Genomic DNA, 23502 nt, shown 5'->3' with positions numbered 1-23502 from the left:
GGAGAAGCATATAGTTTTCGTTTTCCAATTTTTTTATGATACATAGGTCATAATAATTCCTTCCCCTTCTGAAAGTTCGGTATCAAGTATTTTTCTTGTTTATGCCGCCTAGACCGTTAATTCATTTTCTTCCTTAAGTTCAAGAGCGTTCTTTAAAAGGTTTTGAAGAAGAGCAGCGAAGATGGATATCACTATGGAAGAAAACATTATGATCAAGCCCATCAAAACAATACCAGGGTGGCCCGCATTCTGGCTGATAATCAAAATTTCACCGGCCAGGTAAATAACGAAAATGGTGACTGCACAATATTTGATGAGTACTAACCGCTTTACAGCCAATTCTGAAAATGCTTGGTTTCGATCAATAGAAATCAGCAGTTTCCATGCTTGATACAAAGCGAAAAAGAAGGGCAGTGCTGTCATGTATAATCCAATTAACAAAGGATATTGCAAATATGAAAATTCAGGATACGTCAGAGCTAATTCTCCTGCTTGCCAGGGCAGCCACAAGATACAAAGAGTGAGCACAGACAAGCCAATAAAAGAGACGGCAGCCTTTAAATAGAGTGTGGCAGTAAATTTCACAAAAATCACCTCGTTGGTCATTATTTCCTTTTATAATACCTTATAATTTATTGAATAACAATAAATTATTATCATTTTTCGTGATTGACCGATAAAAAAACACCAGCATTCTGTCTTGATAACAGATTGCTGGTGTTTTACGTTATACATTATTTCACTTGCTTTCTTCTCATCCATTGAGTGGCAGCCCATTTATCACCAATCACGACAGGGGCGCCTCCATGCAGAGTAAGATCGTTCAAGTCCTGATTATCATAAAAATATTCAAAGTAAACAGCCATGCCTTTTTGAGGAGAAACCGAAAGATTTAATTTGGGAAAGTATGTTTCTCCTCCTTCTTCAACATCATTTAAGTACATGACCATTGTGCTGATACGGGGGTTGCTTGCATTTTTAAAAAAATCAAAATGTGCTTTATATTCCTGGCCGATTTTGTAATTAAGCATTTGCAGTCCTTCTCCATGTTCATAAGGGACATTCATGACTTGTGCGATCCGTTTTTCCACTCTTGTCACAACTTCGCTTTCACCTTCTTCAATAAAGGTGCTGCTGCTTGTTCTCATATCATTTTCATCACGGGTGTGTCCAATTTTGGATCTCTTCATTTTATCCTTTGATAAACGAATCAAGGCATCGCACTCTTCATCGCTTAGGACATTTCCCAATACGACTATCAGCGGTTCTTCCACTTTTGCGATAATACGAATCTCTCTGTCTTCTGTTATGATTCTATTCCCTGTATGATGAAAAATACTTTGTTCCTTGAGGACAGCGTTTGGCGTTTCAATTGTCAACTTTCATCTACCTCTAATCTGTTAAATTCGAAATAATTAGAATTCTCACGATGCTGGACGCGGCAATTGAGATAGAACAAGAATTATCCTAATGTCCTGCAAATTCAGCAGCTTCAGAAATTTAAATTAATTTTACACTGTTCAAAGAGTTTTGACTATCTTTATTTCATCGGGAATATGTCTTTTTCATGGCGAATAATCGTAAATTCTGAGTACATAATATCTATGACTATAAGGAGGTGTTAAGATGCCGAATTTAAATGATAACAAGTTTAGGAAGATTCAATCAGAGGCAGCCAAACAAGGGAAATCTCAGGAAGAGTATGCTGCAGAATTAGAAATGAATAAATTGAAAGCTCAAAAGAGGAAGTAAGTTCATAGGGGGGCAGAAATTTGAGGTTCTGTCCCCTGGTCTTTAAGTTGTCCCCACTTTGTTTTCCAAACCCCGCAAAAGCTCTTTGAAATAGCTCCTCGGAAGTCCGTGGTCTTCAAGCTTGAGCTGGCTTTTTACCACAGCCACCAGCTTCAGTTTCGGTACAACGAAAATATTCTGGCCGTAGATTCCGCTCGCACAATAGAAGCTAAGAGGCTGATTGTGATGGGAGCTGGTATAGGTCCAGATTTGATAACCATACCCATATGTCCCCTGCTCTTCTGTCTTTGTTTCTTTATAAGGAGTTGTCATCTGCTGAATCCACTCTGCAGAAACAATTCTTATGTTATGATGCTCACCATTATTCAGTAATAAATACCCCAATGTCATCAACTGTTCAGGCTTCATTCTAATGCCGAACCCTCCAATATGGACCCCCTCAGGGTCCGTCAACCAGCTGTATTCATTGATGTTAAGAGGTTTAAAAAGGTTTTCTTCAGCAAACTCGGCAGCAGTCATTCCTGAGACTTTTTGTACAATCCCGCTCAGCAGGTGAGAATCCCCGGAGCTATATTGAAAAGTGGTCCCAGGTTCATATAACAGTGGCTGGTTTAAGACGGTCTCTATCCAATCTTTATTTCCTTCCAGCTCGTTGACTTCCATACCTGATGTCATGGTCAGCAGATGCCGGATCGTAATTTCTTTTTTCAGAGAATCCTTAGAATTTAAAATCTCGGGAAAATAGTTGTGTATCGGTGCTTCGAGGGAAGAGATCATCCCTCTGTCGACGAGAATGCCGATCAACAGGGAAACAATTGTCTTTGTGATGGAATACACTTTAAACGGTTTTTCCTTCACTTTCTTGTTTTTAGAATACTCGAAAATCTGCCTCTCTCCCTGGTTGATGATAAAAGCCTCAACTTTGATCTCTTTAATTTTCTTCTCTAAGCGATTGAGCAGTTCCTTATCCACTTGTTTTTTGCTCCCCTTCCAGCGTCTTTCTAATCAGCCTATCAATATTTCCCCTTTTTTTTACACAGCATCAAAAATTCTAAAATAGTAAGTTGATGGTGTAAAAAGCGCTCTTATATAGCATTAAAACCTGTCTATTAAGGATTTCGTGATGTAAAAAGGACCCTTATACAGCATCAGAACTTCTCAAATTGTTGTTTGATGATGTAAAAAGGACTCTTATACAGCATCAAAACTCATCTAATAGTAGTTTGAAGATGTAAAAAGGGCTTTTATACAGCATTAAAACCTGTCTATTAAGGATTTCGTGATGTAAAAAGGACCCTTATACAGCATCAAAACTCATCTAATAGTGGCTTGATGATGTAAAAAGGGCTTTTATACAGCATTAAAAGTGTCTAATATGGATTTCGTGACGTAAAAAGGGCTCTTATACAGCATCAAAACTCCTCTAATAGTAGTTTGATGATGTAAAAAGGGCTCTTATACAGCATCAAAACTCACCTAATAGTAGATTGATGATGTAATAGCACCCCTTTACAAGACCGAATCTTCAAATAGCGATGCTGCCAAAACGGTTCCCCAGACAATTTCTAAGAAAACTCCGAGTTAAGTACCTTTCTATTTTCAGTGAGGTTTTCTGGCTTTAATGATCATAGTGGATGGAAATCTCCTTGCTTTGTTTAAAGAATAATAGCGGTCGGATACTTCCTCCTGGATCGAATCAAATTTTCGGGAAACATCACTCTCGTGAACGGCTTCAATGGTGAATCCTGCAGCTATCAACTCATTGATATAGGTACTCATTTTTCTGGTGTGAATGACGACTGGAGCATCTTCTCCTTTGAAATGGGGATAAGTGATCGTTCCTTCCTCCTGATAAGACCCTTTCAATCGGAGTTCTCCATTTTCACTTGCTAAGTGTGCATACAGGGGGTGGTCCCAACTGAAAATAAAGGATCCTCCTGGCTGCAGGTACGAATAAATCAGGCGGAAGGTCGCTGATAAGTCAGATGTCCAGCCGATTGCAAATATCGAATAAACAATATCAAAATAGGACTTCGGCAAATCTATATCCTCTTCCATTGGTGTGCAGAATAATTTTGCATCACTACCTTTCAACGTGTTCCCAGCTGTACTGATCTGTGCTTGTGAAAGGTCTAAACCCCACAGTTCTCCTGCACCCTTTTCTGCCATGTACAGCAAAGAATGTCCGCTTCCACAACCTATATCAAGAATCTTCTTATCCTTCACATCTCCGAACAGTCCTAGTTCATCTTCTGTTTGTGCATAAGGACCGTAACTCGGAAGTGCATCTTTTCCATCAAAATGATGTGCCACCTTGTCCCAGCTATCTTTGTTTTGCTTCACCACATCCACCTTCATTTTATCTCCTCGGCTTTCTACTGAAAAGTATGTCTACTAAAATACTCCATTCTCATTAAGAGATTGCTCCGGTACTTGCTGCCCGATATCCCACAGTTCTTCAATTTTGTCATCGCTAAAGCGGAAGATATGAACAACAGCTGCTCCCGGGTCTCCTGAATTTTGCTTGATATGAGAATGTACGACAACGGTTTCTCCCTCTTCCACCGCTCTCTTTACCTCGATAACCTTGTCAGGATTCTCAGCAGCATTCTCTTCCATGGCAGTCATCAGTGAATCGGCATCTCCTTGGAAATAAGGATTATGATGGATGAAGCGGGCACCGACATGTTCATCAAAGGCTTTTGATACCTTGTTGGATACTATCAATTTTAAAAATGAAACCGCTCTTTCTTTATTCGTTACTCTATCATTCATAAGCTTCTTCCTTTCAATGATTTACTTTTTGAATCGAATACTATAGAACCTCATCGCTTTAGGAACACCTTTGATTTCGAATACTCCATTTAAAATTAAATGCCTGACCCGATATTCGAAAAATTGGTCACCGACATATTGATTGAGATGGCCGATCAGTTCTCCGATTAATCTGGCAGATTTCATGAATTCATCACTTCCTCGTTTCGCAAACAACCTTCTTGCGGTTTGAATGATGAGGTCATCGAAGTACCCTTCCTCCACACTTTTGATAGAATCTCCTTGCCAAATACGAAGGACTTCATTCGTTGAGGAGAGTTCTGTGTATTCTTTCTCAAGAGATCCTCTTTCCTCAGGAGTTAAAGGCTGGGTGTTCTGTCCTTTTTTGTACATAGTGATTAATTGTTCAGGAGAGATTTCTCCAGTATGTAAAAGCTGATACTGTATTTCTGAAGTATTGAAAAGGTTTCTATGAAGTTCGGTTGAATTAATTAATTGAATATCATTTGATCTTCCATTCAGCAGTCTCATTACCAGCCTTAAACCTGCCTGCTCATGAGCGTTCTCCCCAGCCCATATCGATATGACCGCATTACTAGGAATCTCTCTAATTTCCTTAATTGTTTTATTGAAAGTGTAGAGATAATCACTCGAAAAATCATCATCCACGATTATATGGTTTTCAAACCATTCACGCCTTGCCAAAACACCCTCTGCTTCCTCCAGCCTTGTAAGCGGTCCGATGGAAAAAAGGTCGGAAAAAGAAATCACTCTTTCTTCTTCATTCAATTTCAACTTTTTTAGTGCCTGTTTCAGGCTGCCAGCCGGCGAGTCTCCAAAAACTATATGGTAAGACTTATAGTCATGGCGCTGTTCAGTGGCTTGCTTTCTTTTATATTGGAGAAAATCATTATAGCTCCTTTTTACGTCGGAAGCTAAATCCGAATCGGTATACTCGGTAACCTCTTTATTCATGTGGATACCATATAAAGTTTGAAGCAGCAGCGATTTAGCTTCCTCTTCTGTAGTGCTTTTTAAGATTCGTTTAAACTCATCTATCATTTTTCATAGCTCCTTTTTAATGATTCAGCTCCTCGATGGTAGTGAAGATTCTTGAAAAAACCTCGTCAACAGTCTCATCCGTTTTTTCATCATTATAGAGACTGTACCCCCAGCTGTTTAAAGAATCATCTTCTCCAGACGAAAGAATCCCCACTGCAAAGCTTTTTCCTGGAGACCACTTCCAATTCTGATCCATCTCACTTTCTCTTTCTGTAAACGGAATATGACTCCAAGCTTCTAAAAAAAAGAAGGGGATGTCCGAATTGAGATAAGTCTCTTCATAATTACCTGCAGAAGCTTCTTTAAGGTTTTCTTCTGTAATAAAAACAGCATCATGATCCAGTTTTTTTAGATTATTCAGGTCCTCAAATGTTACTTCCGAGAAGGTGATATTTTCTTCCCTGACTTCCGGGGGCTCCCCAATGACCGCGATACTTAAAGGTTTCCCTTCATAAACTTTGAAATCTGGACTCGAGCTGCAGCCCGAAAGCAGAAAGATCAAGATTATCAGCCATTTTTTCCAGCCCACAAGAATCCCCTCCCGAATTTTTGTTTAGCTTGATTTACCATTCCATATGAAAGCCGCGATGTCCTCCTTAGAACGATGGAATCTTTAATAGTGTTGGAATAACATAGTGGTTTTCCTTGTGCTGTGAAAGTAAGTTAATGAAAAAACGACTTGGCATGAGTCAAGTCGTTTTCTTTTCTTAATCGCTCTTTTTGTAAACTTTGTTGCTATTCGATACTAATTCCGAAAAATAACAATACTAAAAGGGGGGAAATCTGGTACCACCGAAAAGTAAAGAACTACTCTTACTCCGAAAGCAACAATATATGAGAAAACAGCCTCTTAATAATACGTGATAATCATCATGATGAAACTAACAATTGTGTAAAGAACGGCTCCAAAAAATACAAATCCAACGTTCGCTTTCAATTCGTTATCTGGCTGAACTTTCCATCCTGCGGTACTTGCATCAAGCGTTGCACCTTTTGAAAGGACTCCTCCGCTGCTGTTGAAGAAAAACAGCACTACTGAAATGGCAAGCCCGATAAAGAAGCTCCAATCCATATATGAAATGGATAAAACCATAGCAGCTATCCACACCAGAATGCCGATAACCCCTGCTGATATGATTGTGCCTATAATATTCTTTTTCATATGCATCTCCTTCTACTGTGTTATTTTATGTATTGAATTACTTCGCATCGTCATTTGTCGTTCCCCAGTCATAACCTGACTTTCCCCAATAATACAAAAACATGGCTGATGATAAGATGCTTAACAAGATATAAATGAGCCCCATATGATCCCTCCTCGGTGATTTATGATAGTGTCCTTAATTGTTATACTGTTTAAAACTGTAAAAAGTTTCATAATTCATTTAATTTTTTAAGAATGTGTTATAGATTAGTTGAATCTGACACCTTCTTAGATGGCCTAAAGATGATTTTGCAGCAGTGTTTACTTCATGTGGCTCTTTACCAGCTTACAGTCTCTATATTACACCTGGAAACAATTACTGAGGACTTAGTCTTTATAGAGGAGAAAATAACATTTCGAATGAAAGATAGACATAAAAAAACAGCTCAATATTATAATTGAGCTGTTTTGATCTTACTTTATTTTCCATCCACAATTTCTTTAAAGATTTCATACGACCGCTTCTGTTTCTCCTGATCATAAATATAAGAAACCGCCATGATTTCATCGACATCATACTTCTCCTGGAAGCTGGTCAGCTGTTCTTTCACGGTCTGCTTGCTGCCCATTAGCGAGACACTCGTCATGGATTCAGCCATTTGCTTTTCACCAGGAGTCCACACAGCATCCATATCCTCGACAGGCGGACTCATTGGACTCTGAGTGCCTCGTACAACATTCAGGAAGAATTGCTGCATAGTCGTAGATTGCAGCTTCGCGTCTTCATCTGTTTCCGTTGCGATGACATTCAAACAGATGATTGCGTGGGGTTTGTCCAGATACTCTGAAGGATGGAACTGTCTTCTGTAAATCGATAAGGCTTCCTCCATATGTCTTGGCGCAAAGTGAGCTGCAAACGCATATGGCAGTCCTAGTTTAGCTGCTAAATAGGCGGAATCTGTAGAGGATCCGAGTATATAAAGCGGGATGTTCGTTCCCACTCCAGGGTATGCTTTTACATACCCCTGCCCCTCAGCAGGGCCGAAATAGGTCAGCAGCTGCTGGATATCATCCGGGAAAGTGTAGACATTCTCTTGAGAGGATGACCTTCTTAAAGCACTGGCAGTCATCATATCGGTGCCGGGTGCCCGGCCAAGCCCCAGATCCACTCTGTCAGGGTAAATGGTAGCCATTGTTCCAAACTGTTCTGCAACAACCAAAGGTGAATGATTTGGGAGCATGACGCCGCCTGAGCCTACCCGGATGGTTTCTGTGTTCTCCAATGTGTGCTTGATTAAAATGGATGTGGCGGAACTAACAAGTGTAGCGGTATTATGGTGTTCAGCTATCCAATAACGGGTGTAACCCATCTTTTCTGCAGCTTGTGCAAGGTCCACCATGGAATCAATGGCATCCTTAGAGTTTTGCCCTTTCCTGATTGGGGCGAGGTTCAATACGGAAACAGGAATATTTATATTTGTCATGAAAAATTTTCCTTTCTATTTCAGAATTCAAAACGTGGAAATCATGCTTTCAATATGCCCAAGTACGTCTGCAACATCCTTACCTATTAAATGTAAAAATAGAAGTTACAGTTGGGAATGTGAAAAAAGCTTAAACGTTGTCTAAGCTTTTTTATCAATACTGTAATAGTATTATTTACAGTTTAGATTGTCAAAGAATTGATGCTGAGATTCACTTCAAAGCTGTTCTATAAATCCTTCCATAGAATTGATAGGAACATCCTTTCCTCTCACCCATTCCCTAAAGTTGATGTCTAGGACCTTTCCGCTTTGGGCGATAGCGGTGAGAATCCGTGACTCTTCGTACCCATAAGAAAACGTGTGAAGTGTGCCAAATAATTGATCGTAGTCCCTAAAGAACACCGGTGATTGTTTGCTGCAAAAATGATTGAACGCCTGCTCATGCGAAATGTTACAATTTCTTAAGCTCATCAAGTGATTGCGCCTTTGTATTGAACCTTCCAAAGTACTACGGTTTTTATTCAGCAACTCTTTATCCTCGAAGTGATTAACACAGACAGCAGCCTCTTCTCCTTTACGGACTTTCACCTTTTCCGGTGCTGCTTCTACGACAGCGCGGTGACCTTTTTCATCAACTATAGAAAAATTGTAGCAGGCAGCATGAGGAAGTTCTTTCAGCATGTGGATGGCTTCTTCCATCGAAGAACATTTATCCAAAACCATGCGTAGAGCTGTCCAAGCTGAGATACCTGCTGTATAACTATCATAGCTGACGAAATGAAGTCCTGCAGCGAGGCCTTTTTCATTCACAGCATCATGCCTTCCTATCAGTTGAAGATTATACCCTGCTGATGCTAATACATTTCCTCCTTGTACAAGGCTGAATAAGCCGTCATACAAAGCTGGCGCAAAGTCGTAATTTCTTACATAAAATTCGTCCGTCATAAACGCCGAACAGCCCATAGCTTCTGTCTTAGGAACATCGTACCCGCTAAACAGGGCTGCGGCCTTTTCAAAAGAAATTCCCAGCCCATCTGATAAACCTTCTAGCTCTTCAAGGAGATGGGGGGCATAAGTTTTATAGATAGCTTTCATTTCCTCTATATTGATCTCTTGTTTTGTTATTGATCTCAAGATGTTTAATATGGAGAGATCACGTACCTGATCAGCTGTTTTTTGGCCGATATGATAAGAACTGCCCCTGGTCTGCAGCACCTTTACTTCAAAGTTTGACATTGAAACCACTCCCTGATAATACTTGATTACTTATAAGGATAAATATAAGTCATTCATTCTCAATTTTCCGGTTCTTTTTTGCTTCAATAAGACCGACTGTCAATAAGAGAAAACCCATCTCATTTCGAAATGGGTTCTCTTGGGTTATGAAGATATATCCAATTCCTTAATGATCCTGGCGGGGTTACCTCCAACCACCACGTTATCCGGTATATCCTTCGTAACTACCGCTCCGGAAGCGATAACCACATTGTCGCCCACCGAGACACCAGGATTGATCACTGCGCTGCCGCCAATCCAAACATTGTCACCAAAGCTTATAGGTTTAGCATATTCCCTTCCTGAATTCCTCTCCGCAGGATGAAGGGGGTGTGTTGCTGTATAAATATGTACACCCGGCGCCAGCATGCAGTTATCGCCAAATCGCACCTCGCAGACATCCAGGATGGTGCAGTCAAAATTAGCAAAAAAGTTTTCACCGACATGAGTGTTGTATCCATAATCAAAACGAATATTCGGCTCCATATAGACCGTCTCTCCGGTAGATCCCAGGAGTTCCTTCAGCATAGTCACACGCTTCTCTCCTTCAGTCTCTGTCGTTTGATTGTACAGCCTCACGCGTTTCCTGGCTTCCTCACGTTCTTCAGTTAACAAGGGATCAGCTGGATCGTACATCTCACCATTCAGCATCTTTTCTTTTTCAGTTCTCATTCTTTCATCTCCTTTCAAAAAAAATTAACAGGGTGATCATAGAAAGCAACTGTACCGCTTAAAAACGGAATGAGCTTGCTCTAGTAATAGTAATGGAGGTCTGTTCCCTCCCGGAAAAAGGGAACTTGAGTTTCATGAGTAAAGAGCATACCATTGTTTTTTCCAATCTAGTAAGGAACAGCTCATGGAAATGGTTATTGAAGCAAGTAACTGAATGAACTGTTTTTGACTATCTTTGTTTCTTCAGCCATTGTCCATTCCTTAACTGTCATGTCAGGGTGCTCTGCCAGAAAGCTTTCCATAATTTTATATCCAATCTTATAATTGGACCAAATAGGCAGACCTTTTGTGAAATTGCCTTCATGAAACTCGTTATAAAGCTCAATGCTCGTGGATTCCATATTTTCTTTTAGAACATTCAACACAGTATTTTCTTCTTCAGTGGTAAGCGGCTCTGTCCATGGTGCTTTCACTTTAGGATACAAACGGGAAGCGAAAGATTCGGCTTTTCCTTCAAAAATGATTCCTTCCAATAACGTGAAGCCCGCTTCATCATCTTTTTCCATTAACACTGAGTGGTAATATTCATGGGCTACCACATACTTAAGCATTTCCTCTTCATAAGATGGAGACAGAATCAGCAGGATTGCATCCTTGCTCAATGTCACAGCGCCTACCCCTTTCATATACTTTGTAAAAGTATCCTCGGGGGCTGCGGGTTTTATAAAAATCGTTTTCTTTCCCCCAGGAAGACTATTGGCGGATTTTCCAAGGCTATCTTCAATCGCTTTATTGATATCCTCTTGCAGTTTTAATAGTTCTCTGGCAGTTTCTGCTAATGCTTCAGGCTTCTTTGTAGGATAGAAATATGAAGAGTAATCGATGCCTCCCTTAAGACTGCTGTTTTCTGAGGATGCATAATCCAGGAAAGGCTGTGTCACTCTTGTATAATATTCACCAGCTGTGAGGCCGGATTGTTCCTCGACACTATTAGCATAATCCAGGACCTCTTCATAAAGGGGAACCAGATTGAAGGCTTGTCCTTCCTTAAGAATATTTACCTTTGATTGAGCCGGTACCGCTTCTTCATTTGAACATCCCACTAGAATGATGATCATGACGGCAAACAGGTTGATCGTTTTCGCCATTTTGACACCTCTTTTTTTAGTATGTAAGATAAATACGAGCCAGAATGGTAATTAGTTTCAATTCTTGTGATTTTTAGCATAAAAAACCAGGACCCCTTTAAAGGTCCTGGTTTTCATACTTACTTATAAAACACCTTGTCCACATTATACTTAGCTTGTAATGTGTTGATCATGTACGTTTCATAGATTTCCCGCTCCATGCTGTCTTCCACGAAGCTTACATCAATGCGGTACACTTCTTCTCTATGAGGCTTCAATGGAGACACGTTGTCCTCCAGATGCTTCTTTACACGCTGTCTAAGCTTGCGGGCTTTCCCAACGAAAAGCAGCTCGTCATTAATGTTATAAAACAAGATCATGCCGCCCTTGTCTCTTGGTATTTCATGGAGGTCGATAAAGCCTTCAACAGACTTGATCACCGGTTCATTTTCCTGTGAAGCCTGCTGTCGTTCTGTAATGGATACATCCACTTTAGGCAGTTCAATTTTAATCATAAATTCACGTCCTTTTCCTGTAAAGGTAAATGGTACCATAGATGGCCCGGGAATGCTAACACAAATAGGATTAGCCAATAGTAATTTTTTTATAAGGGAATATATCCCAGTATAATATCCGGATAAAGGGGTATTTACTATTAATCAGAAAAAGTTCTTAAAACTGGAGGGATTCTGATGAATAGAATGGCAAAGAATCTAATTATGGGTTCGCTTGTTTCAGCAGGCAGCGCCGCTTTGGCCACTGCGATGTATAAAAAGAGAAAGAAGAATAACTTCTCAGTCTATCCAGATACAGATATGAGAGACAGCATAAAAATCGATGTTCAGGAAAGTGTCAATGCTGACATGGAAGATGCAGAAAAAGGCCTCACCAAGCTAGATTCAGCTTACCGGTCAGAGTGGCAGGCAAACGGATTTCCTCAGACTCACGCAGAAATGGAAAGGCTGGAAGCTGAGAGCCGGCAGGAAAGATAGATAGGGCTATACCGAGGGAGACACCGAATTGGAATCTATTCCTAACTCGATGTCTCTCTTCTCTTTTCACAGATGAAAACAGCTATGTTATAAGAAAGTATGACTTGTACATAACCTCAAAAACTGATTTCTCTTCACATTCAACGAACTTCCAACGCCTGTTTAAACCTCTCTCTCCAATTCATCCAGACAAAAGTATCTAGTTTTGCCTCAAAGGTATCTTTCTTGCCTCCCAATCATCCTTCAAAAAACTTATCTTACCGTGTTAGAAAAATTACTCTTACTCTGCGAAAATAACCTCAACCACCATGCTACTCTTAAACCTCTTAAGAGAACTAAACATATTTAATACCTGAATGTATAAATATTTCTACCCGCGGCAGATCTTTTTCAATCGGGAATATTTAAGAATTACTCAAAAAATTTCTTCAACTGCATCAAATATTCGAAAACATTTGCAAACCAGGAACAGTTAGAAATGTGGTAAAATCAGGATAGAAAAAGATCCATAGAGGTAGTGGAAATGAGGGATAACTCGTGAAGGAACCAATTAAAATAATGTTATTAGGAATAACATTAATGATAGTAAGCCTATTCTTTCAAAATTTAACCAAATGGGACTCAAGTCCTCCCTCTAGTCTTGTACAGATTGTCTTTGCAGCAGGCTTAATTACAGCATTAACGGGTTATTTTTACAAAGGTGAAATTAAAAAATAGCGGATTGTGAAGTGGATAAATTGAAGCCTAAAATGAAAAGAAAAGGGTTAATGAATAATGATGGCATATGGAATGCTGTTACTAAAGTGATATGCGAGCATGATTTTCCTTCAGAAGAGGAAACCATATATGAATCTTTCATTGTGTTTCACTATTTTGCAGAACTGGAAAGCGGCGGGCATGAAATGTTCCTTACGTGGTTTTCTGATCATATTAAAAAAGCAGGCATAAGGAAGTATAGGATTGACCTTGCAGGCGTTCTTGAAAAAATCGGTGCTGATGATTATGCCGAGATTGTGAAAAAGCACCTGGATCCATTGTGGCACTTATACTTAGCTTTAGAAACGGACGAAAGTATAGAACATGAATTTTATAAACTTATTGAAAAAGCAGATAATGATTATCACCAACTAAATGGGCGTTTAGCACAATTATTAGAAGCTCATCTTGTTAAAATACACACCGATTTAATAGAAGTATTGGAAAATTGAATTTCTTCACTTCAAGTTTCACAAAAAATGTGATTTCCGTGAAACGCGGTACTCTTCACAAGTTAATGGAACCCTGCGTAATTTCCCTATTAATTTGCTCAGTATTCTTGTAACAGCTCAATACCCTATGTAGATCATTATTCTAGGACTCCCAAAGATGTCCATGAATTTGAAGTCATTCCATTCCTCCTTCAGTTTTATCAGGTATTAAGAGAAATTCACTTCTCCTATTCTTCCATCACAGCAGGAAAAACAGAGCAAAGAGCAGGACAAGAGTCCATACAAACGAAATATGCACGGTTTTTTCAACGGTTTGCGACCCTTTTTGTCTTTTAAGTTCAATTGAAAAAATGAACAAGAATATTAATAAGAGAAAATAAATCAAAAAAACATAGAGCAGGAAGCGCCACTGACTGACCCATTCCATCAAAGGACCGATTGTACCTCCCATGATAAATAAAATTCCAGATAAAACTCCTGCACCAACAAGAATTGACGGCATGCGCGACCATATACTGTATCTGAAAATGGGCTTTTCTTTTTTTGCCTCAAAGACAAAAATTAGATAAATTGATGTCATTATCAAGACAATCATTAAAAACGTTAGAAGAGGTGAGTTAACAGCTGTCCACCCTCCTGAGGAAGTCTGTATATTTAAGTTTTCACTGACGATTTCCAAGGTCCACATTACGATAATAATGAGAGAGACAGCCAGGAATTGCAGTATGGACCACTTCATGGTGAATCCCTCCTTTTCTTATTACTCTCTTTAGTAAGATTAGAATTGTAAAAATATTTTTTGGCTCAAGCCGCTCCATTTAGCGGTGGAGCGCGGTGAAACCAGCAGATAATTTAATCAGTCTGTTAACCATCCTGACAATAGTGGAATCTTTTCCTCATATTTTCTCAACGCATCGATTGTCTCACATATCTGCTCTGTCCCCAACTGCTGCTCTTCATTATCTCCACACTCAATCCATAAAGAACGCTTTAAATTGTATTCCAGCCAATCGAGTTTTGCTGAAAAGCCGGCATCAAGTACTGTTTTCCAGTTGGAACTTAATTCTTTCCCATGTTTCTGATAACCGCTGATAAAAGCAAAAAACCTTTCTTTCTGTATGCCGTCTTCCCCATCCTCAGACCAATATAGTGCAGTCTCCAACAAGTCTTGCATAGGATGAATGAAACCAGCGGATTCCCAATCAATGATCACCGGGCCAGTCTTAGTCCACCTAACATTTTTGGGGTCGAAATCTCTATGGCTGATTACCCTGCCATCAGAAAGTTGTTCAGCTGCCTCAGCAGCGCTTTTACTCCACTTATAAAGCGACTCGATAGTTGTAGAATATAAAGAAAGCCAGGTAGAATTATTCTCTATCCCTTTCCTTAAGTAAAAATCCCAATCGATAACCCTACTACTATGAGAATGGCTATCTGTTATGTTCAATTCTGTTAAATCTGCGGTATGTATTTCTCCCAGCAGCTCTCCGATTGTTTCTGAGTCGTTAAAGTCCAGTTCGCTTAGCGGTTTTGTTTTACCTTCTAACCAGCCATACACAAGGTAGTAATGATTTTGGAACTTCTGCAGGTGAGAGCCATCGATCTCCTTGGCGGAAAGCGCGGGAACTTTCCTCCCTAATGAACTGGCGATAATTTCTGAATTCCTATAGTTACCGGGTGCGTCAGTTCTTTTCATGATCTCAGGATTTAATAGTTTTATTGCATACTTGCCTTTCGTTGTTCTTACTGCAAATATTTTATGTAAAAGCCCGCCTGAAACTGAAGCTGGAGCTTCATTCATTTCACCGAGCCGGCAATGGAGGCAAAGCTTCTTTAAAGTATCCTTCATCTCTCTATTCGTCATGATTTTATCCACCTTGATTTTTTATATTTATTAGTATTACTAAGGAATCATCTCTTCAAGAGCTTACTGAACACCCATAACAAAAACACTGTAATCAATGCACTTTCCAAAGCTCCCACGATGAGGGCGAAGGATAAGCTTCCATAGTCATCCAGTTCATTAAATCCGTAATATTGAACTTCCCAATCGTAAAAGAGAGTCTTGATACTAACGAATAGCATAACAATGAAGAACAGCTTCCAAAAGTTTTCTTTTATGCTGTCCGGCAATCTGAATTCCATAGGAAACCTCCTTATTAAGTCTTTTTCAGTTTCTAAAGTCAGTCATCTCGTTTAAACACTTGTCTTAGTCCTTAAAGCTGCCAGGATTCATTACTCCATAGTAAAAAAGATCTTCATAGAGGTCGTCCTTCACTATATGTTCTTTAAGTACCCCTTCTTTCTCCATCCCGATCTTCTTCAATACCCTGCCTGAAGATGGATTGGAACCAAAGTGACGGGCAAACACTTTATGATAGTTCTTCTCAGCAAAAGCGTATTTCAGCATAGTTTCCGCTGCCTCAGTCGCATACCCTTTTCCCCAATACTCTTCTCCGATCCAATAAGCGATTTCACCATGACGGTTATGGTGATTGTTTGACAGAGCTATTGCTCCATAGAGAGTCCCCGTACCCTTATCAGTAACGGCAAATTCATATAATTTATCCTCCCTGAAATTAAGAGAGTGAGACTCAATCCAGGACAGCGCATCTTGTGTTGAGTAGGGATATGGAAGGTACATCGTATTTCTGTATAAGTTAAAGTTATTACAAAGCCTCGCAACCTCAGACGAATCAGAAGGCAGAAACCTCCTTAAAACCAGCCGCCTGCTCGTTATCGTTTCATTTACTTTATTATAAATCATTCAGCTCTCTCCTCCTTGATTAAATTCTTAAATTTTATCTGCGGAATTCCATTGTGATCCCTTCCCCAATATCAGATGATTGTTTCAGCAGCTCTCTCTGGACGTTATCAATCCAATAGTATTGAAGGGTTTCCCCATAGAATGTTTTGACTTTCCAGGCATTGGCCATTTCTAAAGAGTTTCGTTTAACCCTTTCCATTTCAGCTGTCTCAACATAGATATCAACTGCTGAAGCAGAAGCAGGATTAAATCCTTGAAATTCTATAGAAAAACCCTCCTTCAAAGGCAGCACTCTAAGTATCATTTCAACTGAAAATGTATCAAAAGAATGATTGAGAGTTTGGACCGATTCTCTATTATTATCATCTGTTATATGTACAGCGTCATTTTTATATAGCGCTTTATGTTTTTGAACTCCATCAACAAAATCTGTAAACGATATGGGTTTAAGAGTGTGTCTATCCACAACTGTTACGCCTTTTCTATTGCCAATGATAGGGGATGACAATGTTTGCACTCTCTCAATTGCTTTGTGTCCGTTCACTTCGATGTATTTCAGCTTCTCTGTTGTTGTTCCTGCCTTGTGTTCTTTTCCATTTTGTATAAGAAAAATTTCTTTTTCATCAAAAGACTCAGTCAACAAATTTCCATTAAGATTGGGCAAACTTGTTTTAGCCATTTCCAGCCTCCAATAAATATTATAGAAACACCGCAAGGGAAATTCCCATTGCGGCGCTTGTTTCTTTTTGGGTCATCTCTTCTTTTTCTTTTTCGCTTCAATAAGCCGGTTCATGGTTTCTGAGCGATTGGCTTCTTGAGGAGGTTTAGCCTGCACCCTTTTAGGGGGGAGTTCCTTTTCCAGGGTTTTTGTTTGAGATTTAGCAGGCTTCGGCTCCACCCTTTTTGGTGGTTCCTTCTTTTTGGAAGCGGAGGTTTGAAGCTTCTTGAAATGCTCCATTTTTACTTTCTGATTTTGCTGCTTTTCTTCCTGCCTTTTTTCTTTCTTTTTGGCGAAGGCGGCTGCAGGTCCTGCCAAACCGAACCTGCGCAGGGCGATCTCCAAAAATAGTAAGAAGAAAGCGGTCAATACCAGCCATTGGTGAATACTTGATTTAGTAAAAGATTTCGGCAGGTTATCCTTAAAAAGGCATTCTGATGAAGAGAGAACCTCGCCTCCACCTGCCTCAGCAATTCTTTCCAGGTTCGCAAGGTTGGCCTCCATGAGCCGGTATTCTGAAGAATAAGGAACCGAGATGCCTGTACGGAATACCCCATTTCCTTCCTCGCCGTTTTCTTCAATCAGTTGAAGGATATAGGTTCCTGGCTGGGCTGCGAAGGTCATTTCATATTCTCCGGGACCAGTGGTTCTGAAGGAAGAGGCAGTTTCCTCTCCTTTATTATTCACGAGTACGGCATCCATAGGGACTGCTTGGAAGTCTGGTTGAGAGATCGAAACATTCATTTCGTTTCCATTCAGGGTCTGGCTGACTTCAAATGCTGTATTTTGATAGTTTGGCAGTGTCCAGGTGACTAGCTGATTCCACAAATCCGGCCACCTTTCCCAAATAGGCCAGTCCCCGGACCACTCTCCAGGGATGTCCGAGGTCCAGGAGGCAGTCCTCCCTATTCCGTACTGCCATCTTGCCAGAACAGGGTCGTCTTTTTCACTCAAGAGTACGGAGTCCGCGCGGCCCTTTAGTGTGGTCGCAACATACGTATTCATCTGCGGAATTCCGGCATTGAATAAATCATCCAAGCCGCTGCCTCCCACTGGGATAGGGTAAAAAGGGTCATCTTCTATATAAGTCCTCGTCGTTAAGACGGTTTCCCTTGAGAGAATGCTCGGTATGGTAGAAGAGTCGACGGCATCATAGAATCTTCCCCCGCCTTCTTCAGCCAGTTCCTCCAGTAGAACCCGATCCGACCCGTCCCCTATCGCCACAGTGGAAAGGGTAATATTATTCGATTTTCCCTCTCCTATGGTTGTAAGGTAATCGGGCGAGGTCGCTGACTGTCCATCAGTCAATAGAATGATATGTTTCCGCTGCAGTTCGAGAGGTGTCAGCTGCTCATAGGCAAGCTCCAGGGATGGAAAGATGTTAGTCCCTCCTCCTGCAGTCAGCCCGTTGATTTGTTCTACTGCTTTGTCTTTATCACCAATGGGCTTTGTCTCGATAATTTGCCACGGCCGGTCATCGAAAGCGATGAATCCCAATGTATCTTTTTCTCTCAGCAGTTCAGCCGATCGGGTTGCTGCTTCTTTTGCCAGTTGAAGTTTGTACCCGGCCATACTGCCGGATCTGTCCAGGACGATGACCATTCCGAGAGAAGGAAGTTCCTTCTTTCCTTTCAGCTCCATATTTACCGGCAGCAATTTTTCTATCGGAGTTTTAAAATAGCCGCCTAGTCCAAAACTGTCTTCTCCTCCTGCCATAACAAAACCTGTTCCGAAATCCTTGACTGCACTGTGAATCAGCTCCATCTGCTGCCCCGTCACTTTAGTGGCAGGAACATTCACGAACGCAATCGACTGATACTGTACATAGCCCGATAGGACAGTCGGAAGCATTTCAGGAGAAATTACATCTACTCTCAAGCCGGAAGCAAGAAGGGACTCTGTCAGATTGCTTCCTTCGCCGGCTGTATTTTCTACGACAAGTACTTTCGGTTCGCCTGCCACAGTAGTGAAAGCAAAAGCTTCATTATTTTCACTGATGGTATCTCCACCTGTAATCACTTCTGCCCTATATTGCCGAAACCCTTCTTCAGAGGCTTTATGCTGAAAAGCAAAGTGGTTTTTTCCAGGCTGTATGGATACACCGCTGTCAATCACCGGTTTGTCATTTTCAAAAATTCTGATCCGGCTTTCTGATGCGATATTGCTTTCTAATTCGATTTCGATCTTTGCAGTTTCTCCCAGAAATTGAGTATCGGGAAGTTCTAAAGAACTTATGGCTGTATCTTCCCCATATACCGGTTCCACAGGAAACACATCGACCGTTAAGCCTTGCTGTTTCAGATATGCTGCCTGCTCCGCAGCATCACCGCCATTTTCATTTCCATCTGAAAGGAGGACAACCCTGCCGCTTGTATAAGATGGAATCAAGTTTCCGCCTAGTCGCAGCCCGCTGGATAGATCTGTACTGAAAGTATCCAATTCACTGCGGAACTGGATGCCGGCGTCTGTTTTCTCCTTCAGCGGCCGTTCAACGACGGAGGTGGTTCCAGTGGAAATCACTCCATATTTATCATCCGCCTTTATTTCTTTTGCTGCTTCATCAATAGCACTACGGATGGCTTCTTCCTGATTTTTCAGACTGTCCGATTGGTCGGCAACAAAGACGGTCGATATCCCGCTGACCGGAATCAGGACCTGCAAGCCAGCCAAGGCCAGAACGACCAGGAGAACAATGAGAGAGCGGATGGTAAGAATCAGCCTCTTTTCAAGAAGGGGGATTCCTGTCCGGCTTTTCCAAAATAGAAACAGTCCAACAGCTGCTGCTGGAAGGAGCAATAGCCACAAAGGCTGATCAAGTTGTAATTCCACGGCGGTATACCTCCCATTCCAGAATCAGCAGTATGAATGCCAACAGAGCTGCCCATTTCCAAAGAGGATGAATACTTTTTGTGCTATCATCCTCTTCACTGCTTCGACTGCCCCCGATGGCAAAGGATTCTTCCGATGCGATGGTTTGTTCTTTTTCAGAAAGCAAAACAGCAAAATAGCGGTCTCTTGTTCCTGAATCTGATGTTTCTTTCAGTGCGTAAATTCCCGGAGTTCCTGGCATGCGGATCGAATCGGAATTGAGCTCCACTTTATCTGATACTGCATTAGTCAGTGGATCGAAAATTTCTGCTGCTTTACTGTCAGAAGAAAAGGAGACCTGCTTTTCTTCATTTGGAGAAGCGTAGCCAAGGGTTTGATTTTCCTCCTGAAGGTAGTGGAGGGCATTTTTTATAAAGATTGGAAATCCGGGCTGAAGCGGCCAATCGGAATCTTCCAAATCCATTGCTGCCATCACCATTGGACTTCCTTCATATGTTCCGCTGCTGATTACCGGTTCATCTCCGCTCCAGACAATCGATTCGAGGCTGCTGGAAGTAAAAGGTTTTCTGGATTGAAGATAAACGTCTTCCATCTCCACATAACTGAGAAGAGGATGAGAATCTTCAACTGAAAGTCCCTCTTCTGTTTCTATTTCTTCTCCCACGTTTAAACTTCCACCAGGTACAGGAGATAAGATGAATTTAGGTCCTGCAGGCCAATCTTCCTGCTCTATCCCCGATAAGATATAAACACCTGAACCATCATCAGGATATAGTATTTCTCCCTCTTCATTTTCAGATAGTACTACTGGATCGTACCCAAGCAGAGGCAGAACTTTTTCTAAAAAAGGATTGGTTTCCCCCGCCAAATATACTTCTGCTGAAGCAGAATCACCCAGTATGGCTGAGATCGTGTTGTCCGCTTGGTAATCATCTTCATTTGTTATAATCGCTTCATAAAAAGCTGATGGTGCAAGGTCATTTATGTAAAGCAGCTCGGCGGCTTCCGCTTTAACAAGAATATTCTTGGCCACACTGCCGCCATCCCCCTCTATTGAGACAGATACATTGGTGTCTTTCTCACTTTCATTAGCTATTGTGAGTACACCGGTAATAGTCCCTTCCTTTTCAGCAGCACCAAACGCGCGAAGAGAAAGATTGTTCATTTGTTTACCAATATTGTGAACCACGAATTTATGGGAAGAAGGAACCTTTTTCAGCTCTTCTTTTTTCAAAGAGTCTGTAAAGAGGTGAATTTCTCCTTCTCCTTCGGGTGCAAGCGAAGTTGCATATCCCGCGGCCTGTATCATGTTATCTTCTTCAAATGTCGCTTCTAACTCGTTGATTTTCCTTTTCATCGTGTTCTTATCTGTTTCTTCACAGAACAGAAGCTGCGGAACCTTCCCGGCAGCCAGGAGGCTCATCTGCTGGCCGCTTCCTAGTGAATCGACCATATCCAAAACGGCCTCTTTTGCCGCTTGAAATCTGGTCGCCTCTCCTTCCCTTGCACCCATGGATGCAGAAGGATCGAGGACAACTACCACATGGCTGCCGCTGATACCCGATCCCGTGTAAAAAGGCTGGGCCATCGCCAATACCAACAGGCAGACGATTAAAATCTGCAGTAATAGAAGAAGGTGGCGCTGAAGCTTTCTCCACCATCTATTCGCTTTCCACTCTTGAACGAGGTGATCCCATAGAATAGTAGAGGAAATCTCTTTTTCTGTGAATTCCTTACGAAATAAATAAAATAATATCAGTACAGCTAGGAAACCTCCAAGCCATAAAGATGACGGCGTTAAAAATCCCATTTTCTCACCTCACATGACCCATCCTTTTCCAGCCATTGAAGAGAAAACCAGTTCCTCTAAGGGCTGTGCCGATGAGCACTGCAGATAACCGATTCCTCTTTCTCTGCAGAATCTTTCCAATTCGTTGTTATGTGCCTGCAGCCGTTCCTCGTATTCATGCAGTACTTTTCTGCTGATGGAAACCTCCCGCGGCTCTTTAGACTCACTGTCGACAAGCTTCAGGTCCCCATGAAAAGAAGGCTTGAGTTCATCTGGACTGAGAACCTGTACTATCCTGATTTCCTGCCTGGAAGCCTGCATCCTTTTCAACGCTTCTTTTATATGCTCAACCGGTTCCAGAAGGTCGCTGATAATGAGAGTCAGACCGTTTCTCTTTTGCTGTATTTCTGCCAGTCTTCTCCAGAAGGTTTCTGAGCCTGCTGGAATTTTTAATTCTGTTAGATAAGTTACCAGTCTTCCAGCGAAAGCTCTGCCTTTCTTATGCAGGAAGGAAGGAGCCCCGCTTCCGGCGGGATAGACGGAAACCCTGTCATCATGCACCAAGGACATATACCCGAGACATGCAGCCAGGGACTTGGCCATCTCCCACTTCGCAGCCGGGATCATCATCGACTTTGAGCAGTCCAAATAGATGGTAACGAACAGTTCCTGTTCATCAAGATAGCGCTTGATATAATGTTTCTGTGTCCGGGCAAAAGCGTTCCAGTCTATTAATCTAGGATCATCCCCCGGGACATACGTCCGAAAATCAGAGAATTCCAGGGATGTACCCTGCTTGGACGAACGCCTCTCTCCTTTATGCATTCCCCTGACCGATTTCCTCATCACAAGAGCATGCTTTGTGGAGCGCTGTAAAATACGTGGAGAAAGCAGCATCATTTAGCGCTCCCGTTTTTATCGACAGAAGCAAGAACTTCCTGGATGATATGGTCCTGAGATATCCCAGAAGCTTCTCCTTCAAAGTTTAGGAAGATTCGATGGCGGAGAACAGGCAGAGCCGCTGTCTTCAGATCACCGACTGAAACGTGGTACCTTCCAGAAAATAAAGCCCGTACTTTCGCTACCTTGATCAAACTCTGCAAGCCCCTTGGACCTGACCCGTATCGTACATTGTTTTTTACGATATCTGGAGATGATTCTTGGTCGGGCGAGGTTGCCAGGATTAAAGACACAGCATAATCAAGGATATGGTCAGCCACGACTATTTCTTTTGCGAGGTTCTGCGTATTCAAAATGAATTCTGCATCAACCTGCTTATTCAATACAATCTCTTCCAGCCCAGTTGTTCTCAAGGCGATTTCCTTTAATTCCTCTCTTCTCGGTGCCTCAATGTTGATCTTTAGAAGGAAGCGGTCCATTTGGGCTTCAGGAAGCGGATACGTTCCTTCTAGTTCGATCGGGTTTTGAGTAGCCAGGACAAAGAAAGGCTTTGGAAGCTTCTTCATTTCACCAAGCACGGTCACCGTCTGCTCCTGCATCGCTTCTAATAAGGAGCTCTGTGTTTTGGGGGTCGCCCTGTTGATTTCATCCGCGAGGACGATATTCGAAAAGATAGGTCCCTGGTGGAAATGGAATTTCTGCCGCCCCTGTTCATCCGGCTGGATCATCATCGTGCCGGTTATATCTGTCGGCATTAAGTCTGGAGTGTACTGGATTCTGGAAAATTGAAGATCCATTACATCTGATATAGTACGGACAAGCATCGTCTTTCCGAGGCCCGGTAAGCCTTCCAGAAGCGCATGCCCACCTGAAAATACTGCCCATAGGACCTGCTCAACGGTTTCTTCTTGTCCGACGATGAACTTACCGATTTCACCCTTAATTTTTCGGTAGGTTTCGGCTGCTTCATGCAGCTTCTGTTCTTTGATAGCAAGTTCTGTCAATGTG

Annotated in this window: 26 protein-coding genes; 4 read left to right on the top strand and 22 right to left on the bottom strand. The window is 41.5% G+C overall.

Going from position 1 to position 23502, the window contains the following annotated elements:
• Positions 1 to 108: 108 nt before the first annotated feature.
• Positions 109 to 585, bottom strand: a complete 477-nt coding sequence (locus FZC79_RS15745; protein ID WP_148947726.1) for a DUF2975 domain-containing protein — start codon at positions 583 to 585, stop codon at positions 109 to 111.
• Between the two features lie 149 nt (positions 586 to 734).
• On the bottom strand, positions 735 to 1379 hold the full coding sequence (locus tag FZC79_RS15740; protein WP_148947725.1) for a 2OG-Fe(II) oxygenase: 645 nt from the start codon (positions 1377 to 1379) through the stop codon (positions 735 to 737).
• Positions 1380 to 1626: 247 nt separating this feature from the next.
• Here FZC79_RS15740 and FZC79_RS23880 point away from each other — a divergent pair, with 247 nt between their 5' ends.
• Positions 1627 to 1752: a hypothetical protein gene (locus FZC79_RS23880; protein ID WP_262372146.1), complete on the top strand. Its 126-nt coding sequence runs from the start codon at positions 1627 to 1629 to the stop codon at positions 1750 to 1752.
• A gap of 42 nt (positions 1753 to 1794) precedes the next feature.
• On the opposite strand, the gene FZC79_RS15735 is transcribed toward FZC79_RS23880, so the two are convergent.
• The 11 genes from FZC79_RS15735 to FZC79_RS15685 form a co-directional block, all read right to left on the bottom strand.
• Positions 1795 to 2724, bottom strand: a complete 930-nt coding sequence (locus FZC79_RS15735; RefSeq protein ID WP_148947724.1) for a serine hydrolase domain-containing protein — start codon at positions 2722 to 2724, stop codon at positions 1795 to 1797.
• A 627-nt stretch (positions 2725 to 3351) separates the two neighbouring features.
• Positions 3352 to 4110 (bottom strand): class I SAM-dependent methyltransferase, encoded by a 759-nt coding sequence (locus FZC79_RS15730; protein ID WP_148947723.1) that lies wholly within the window; start codon positions 4108 to 4110, stop codon positions 3352 to 3354.
• 36 nt (positions 4111 to 4146) lie between these two features.
• Positions 4147 to 4527, bottom strand: coding sequence for a nuclear transport factor 2 family protein (locus tag FZC79_RS15725; protein WP_148947722.1), 381 nt, complete (start codon positions 4525 to 4527; stop codon positions 4147 to 4149).
• Between the two features lie 21 nt (positions 4528 to 4548).
• Positions 4549 to 5589, bottom strand: coding sequence for a DUF1835 domain-containing protein (locus FZC79_RS15720; protein ID WP_148947721.1), 1041 nt, complete (start codon positions 5587 to 5589; stop codon positions 4549 to 4551).
• A gap of 16 nt (positions 5590 to 5605) precedes the next feature.
• Positions 5606 to 6118, bottom strand: a complete 513-nt coding sequence (locus FZC79_RS15715; RefSeq protein WP_252183358.1) for a hypothetical protein — start codon at positions 6116 to 6118, stop codon at positions 5606 to 5608.
• A 321-nt stretch (positions 6119 to 6439) separates the two neighbouring features.
• Positions 6440 to 6751 carry a hypothetical protein gene (locus tag FZC79_RS15710; RefSeq protein WP_252183357.1) on the bottom strand — a complete coding sequence of 104 codons (312 nt, stop codon included), beginning with the start codon at positions 6749 to 6751 and terminating at the stop codon, positions 6440 to 6442.
• A 461-nt stretch (positions 6752 to 7212) separates the two neighbouring features.
• A complete protein-coding gene (locus FZC79_RS15705) occupies positions 7213 to 8217 on the bottom strand; it encodes an LLM class flavin-dependent oxidoreductase (protein ID WP_148947718.1) in 1005 nt (334 codons plus the stop codon).
• Positions 8218 to 8433: 216 nt separating this feature from the next.
• Positions 8434 to 9453: a C45 family autoproteolytic acyltransferase/hydolase gene (locus tag FZC79_RS15700; protein WP_148947717.1), complete on the bottom strand. Its 1020-nt coding sequence runs from the start codon at positions 9451 to 9453 to the stop codon at positions 8434 to 8436.
• Between the two features lie 144 nt (positions 9454 to 9597).
• Positions 9598 to 10164: a sugar O-acetyltransferase gene (locus FZC79_RS15695; protein ID WP_148947716.1), complete on the bottom strand. Its 567-nt coding sequence runs from the start codon at positions 10162 to 10164 to the stop codon at positions 9598 to 9600.
• A gap of 194 nt (positions 10165 to 10358) precedes the next feature.
• The gene (locus FZC79_RS15690; protein ID WP_148947715.1) at positions 10359 to 11312 is read right to left on the bottom strand and encodes a DUF2268 domain-containing protein; all 954 of its coding nucleotides are present in this window, start codon (positions 11310 to 11312) and stop codon (positions 10359 to 10361) included.
• A 119-nt stretch (positions 11313 to 11431) separates the two neighbouring features.
• Positions 11432 to 11806, bottom strand: a complete 375-nt coding sequence (locus tag FZC79_RS15685) for a nucleotide excision repair endonuclease (RefSeq protein WP_148939930.1) — start codon at positions 11804 to 11806, stop codon at positions 11432 to 11434.
• A 177-nt stretch (positions 11807 to 11983) separates the two neighbouring features.
• Between FZC79_RS15685 and FZC79_RS15680 the strand changes: the two genes are divergently transcribed.
• The 3 genes from FZC79_RS15680 to FZC79_RS15670 all read left to right on the top strand — a co-directional run bounded on the left by FZC79_RS15680 (position 11984) and on the right by FZC79_RS15670 (position 13491).
• On the top strand, positions 11984 to 12283 hold the full coding sequence (locus FZC79_RS15680) for a hypothetical protein (RefSeq protein WP_148947714.1): 300 nt from the start codon (positions 11984 to 11986) through the stop codon (positions 12281 to 12283).
• A gap of 537 nt (positions 12284 to 12820) precedes the next feature.
• Positions 12821 to 13000 carry a hypothetical protein gene (locus FZC79_RS15675; protein ID WP_148947713.1) on the top strand — a complete coding sequence of 60 codons (180 nt, stop codon included), beginning with the start codon at positions 12821 to 12823 and terminating at the stop codon, positions 12998 to 13000.
• Between the two features lie 11 nt (positions 13001 to 13011).
• Positions 13012 to 13491: a DMP19 family protein gene (locus tag FZC79_RS15670; RefSeq protein ID WP_252183356.1), complete on the top strand. Its 480-nt coding sequence runs from the start codon at positions 13012 to 13014 to the stop codon at positions 13489 to 13491.
• Between the two features lie 238 nt (positions 13492 to 13729).
• Here FZC79_RS15670 and FZC79_RS15665 read toward each other — a convergent pair whose 3' ends face one another.
• The 9 genes from FZC79_RS15665 to FZC79_RS15625 form a co-directional block, all read right to left on the bottom strand.
• Complete coding sequence (locus tag FZC79_RS15665; protein WP_148947712.1) at positions 13730 to 14230, bottom strand: hypothetical protein; 501 nt, start codon at positions 14228 to 14230, stop codon at positions 13730 to 13732.
• 117 nt (positions 14231 to 14347) lie between these two features.
• Positions 14348 to 15355 (bottom strand): phosphotransferase family protein, encoded by a 1008-nt coding sequence (locus FZC79_RS15660; RefSeq protein WP_148947711.1) that lies wholly within the window; start codon positions 15353 to 15355, stop codon positions 14348 to 14350.
• 47 nt (positions 15356 to 15402) lie between these two features.
• On the bottom strand, positions 15403 to 15636 hold the full coding sequence (locus tag FZC79_RS15655) for a hypothetical protein (protein WP_148947710.1): 234 nt from the start codon (positions 15634 to 15636) through the stop codon (positions 15403 to 15405).
• 64 nt (positions 15637 to 15700) lie between these two features.
• Positions 15701 to 16258: a GNAT family N-acetyltransferase gene (locus FZC79_RS15650; protein ID WP_148947709.1), complete on the bottom strand. Its 558-nt coding sequence runs from the start codon at positions 16256 to 16258 to the stop codon at positions 15701 to 15703.
• Positions 16259 to 16292: 34 nt separating this feature from the next.
• Positions 16293 to 16937 (bottom strand): DUF3108 domain-containing protein, encoded by a 645-nt coding sequence (locus tag FZC79_RS15645; protein ID WP_148947708.1) that lies wholly within the window; start codon positions 16935 to 16937, stop codon positions 16293 to 16295.
• 72 nt (positions 16938 to 17009) lie between these two features.
• Positions 17010 to 19805 (bottom strand): vWA domain-containing protein, encoded by a 2796-nt coding sequence (locus FZC79_RS15640; RefSeq protein ID WP_148947707.1) that lies wholly within the window; start codon positions 19803 to 19805, stop codon positions 17010 to 17012.
• Positions 19789 to 21615 (bottom strand): vWA domain-containing protein, encoded by a 1827-nt coding sequence (locus tag FZC79_RS15635; protein ID WP_148947706.1) that lies wholly within the window; start codon positions 21613 to 21615, stop codon positions 19789 to 19791. The genes FZC79_RS15640 and FZC79_RS15635 overlap by 17 nt, the downstream gene beginning before the upstream one ends.
• A gap of 9 nt (positions 21616 to 21624) precedes the next feature.
• Positions 21625 to 22494, bottom strand: coding sequence for a DUF58 domain-containing protein (locus FZC79_RS15630; protein WP_148947705.1), 870 nt, complete (start codon positions 22492 to 22494; stop codon positions 21625 to 21627).
• Complete coding sequence (locus FZC79_RS15625; protein ID WP_148947704.1) at positions 22491 to 23498, bottom strand: AAA family ATPase; 1008 nt, start codon at positions 23496 to 23498, stop codon at positions 22491 to 22493. Before FZC79_RS15625 ends, FZC79_RS15630 begins: the two co-directional genes overlap by 4 nt.
• Positions 23499 to 23502 lie beyond the last annotated feature (4 nt).

It is taken from the genome of Rossellomorea vietnamensis (genome assembly GCF_008180615.1).
GTDB lineage: Bacteria > Bacillota > Bacilli > Bacillales > Bacillaceae_B > Rossellomorea > Rossellomorea vietnamensis_D.
Note: the sequence above shows the minus strand (reverse complement) of the source record. Positions and strands in the feature narration are given on the sequence as shown.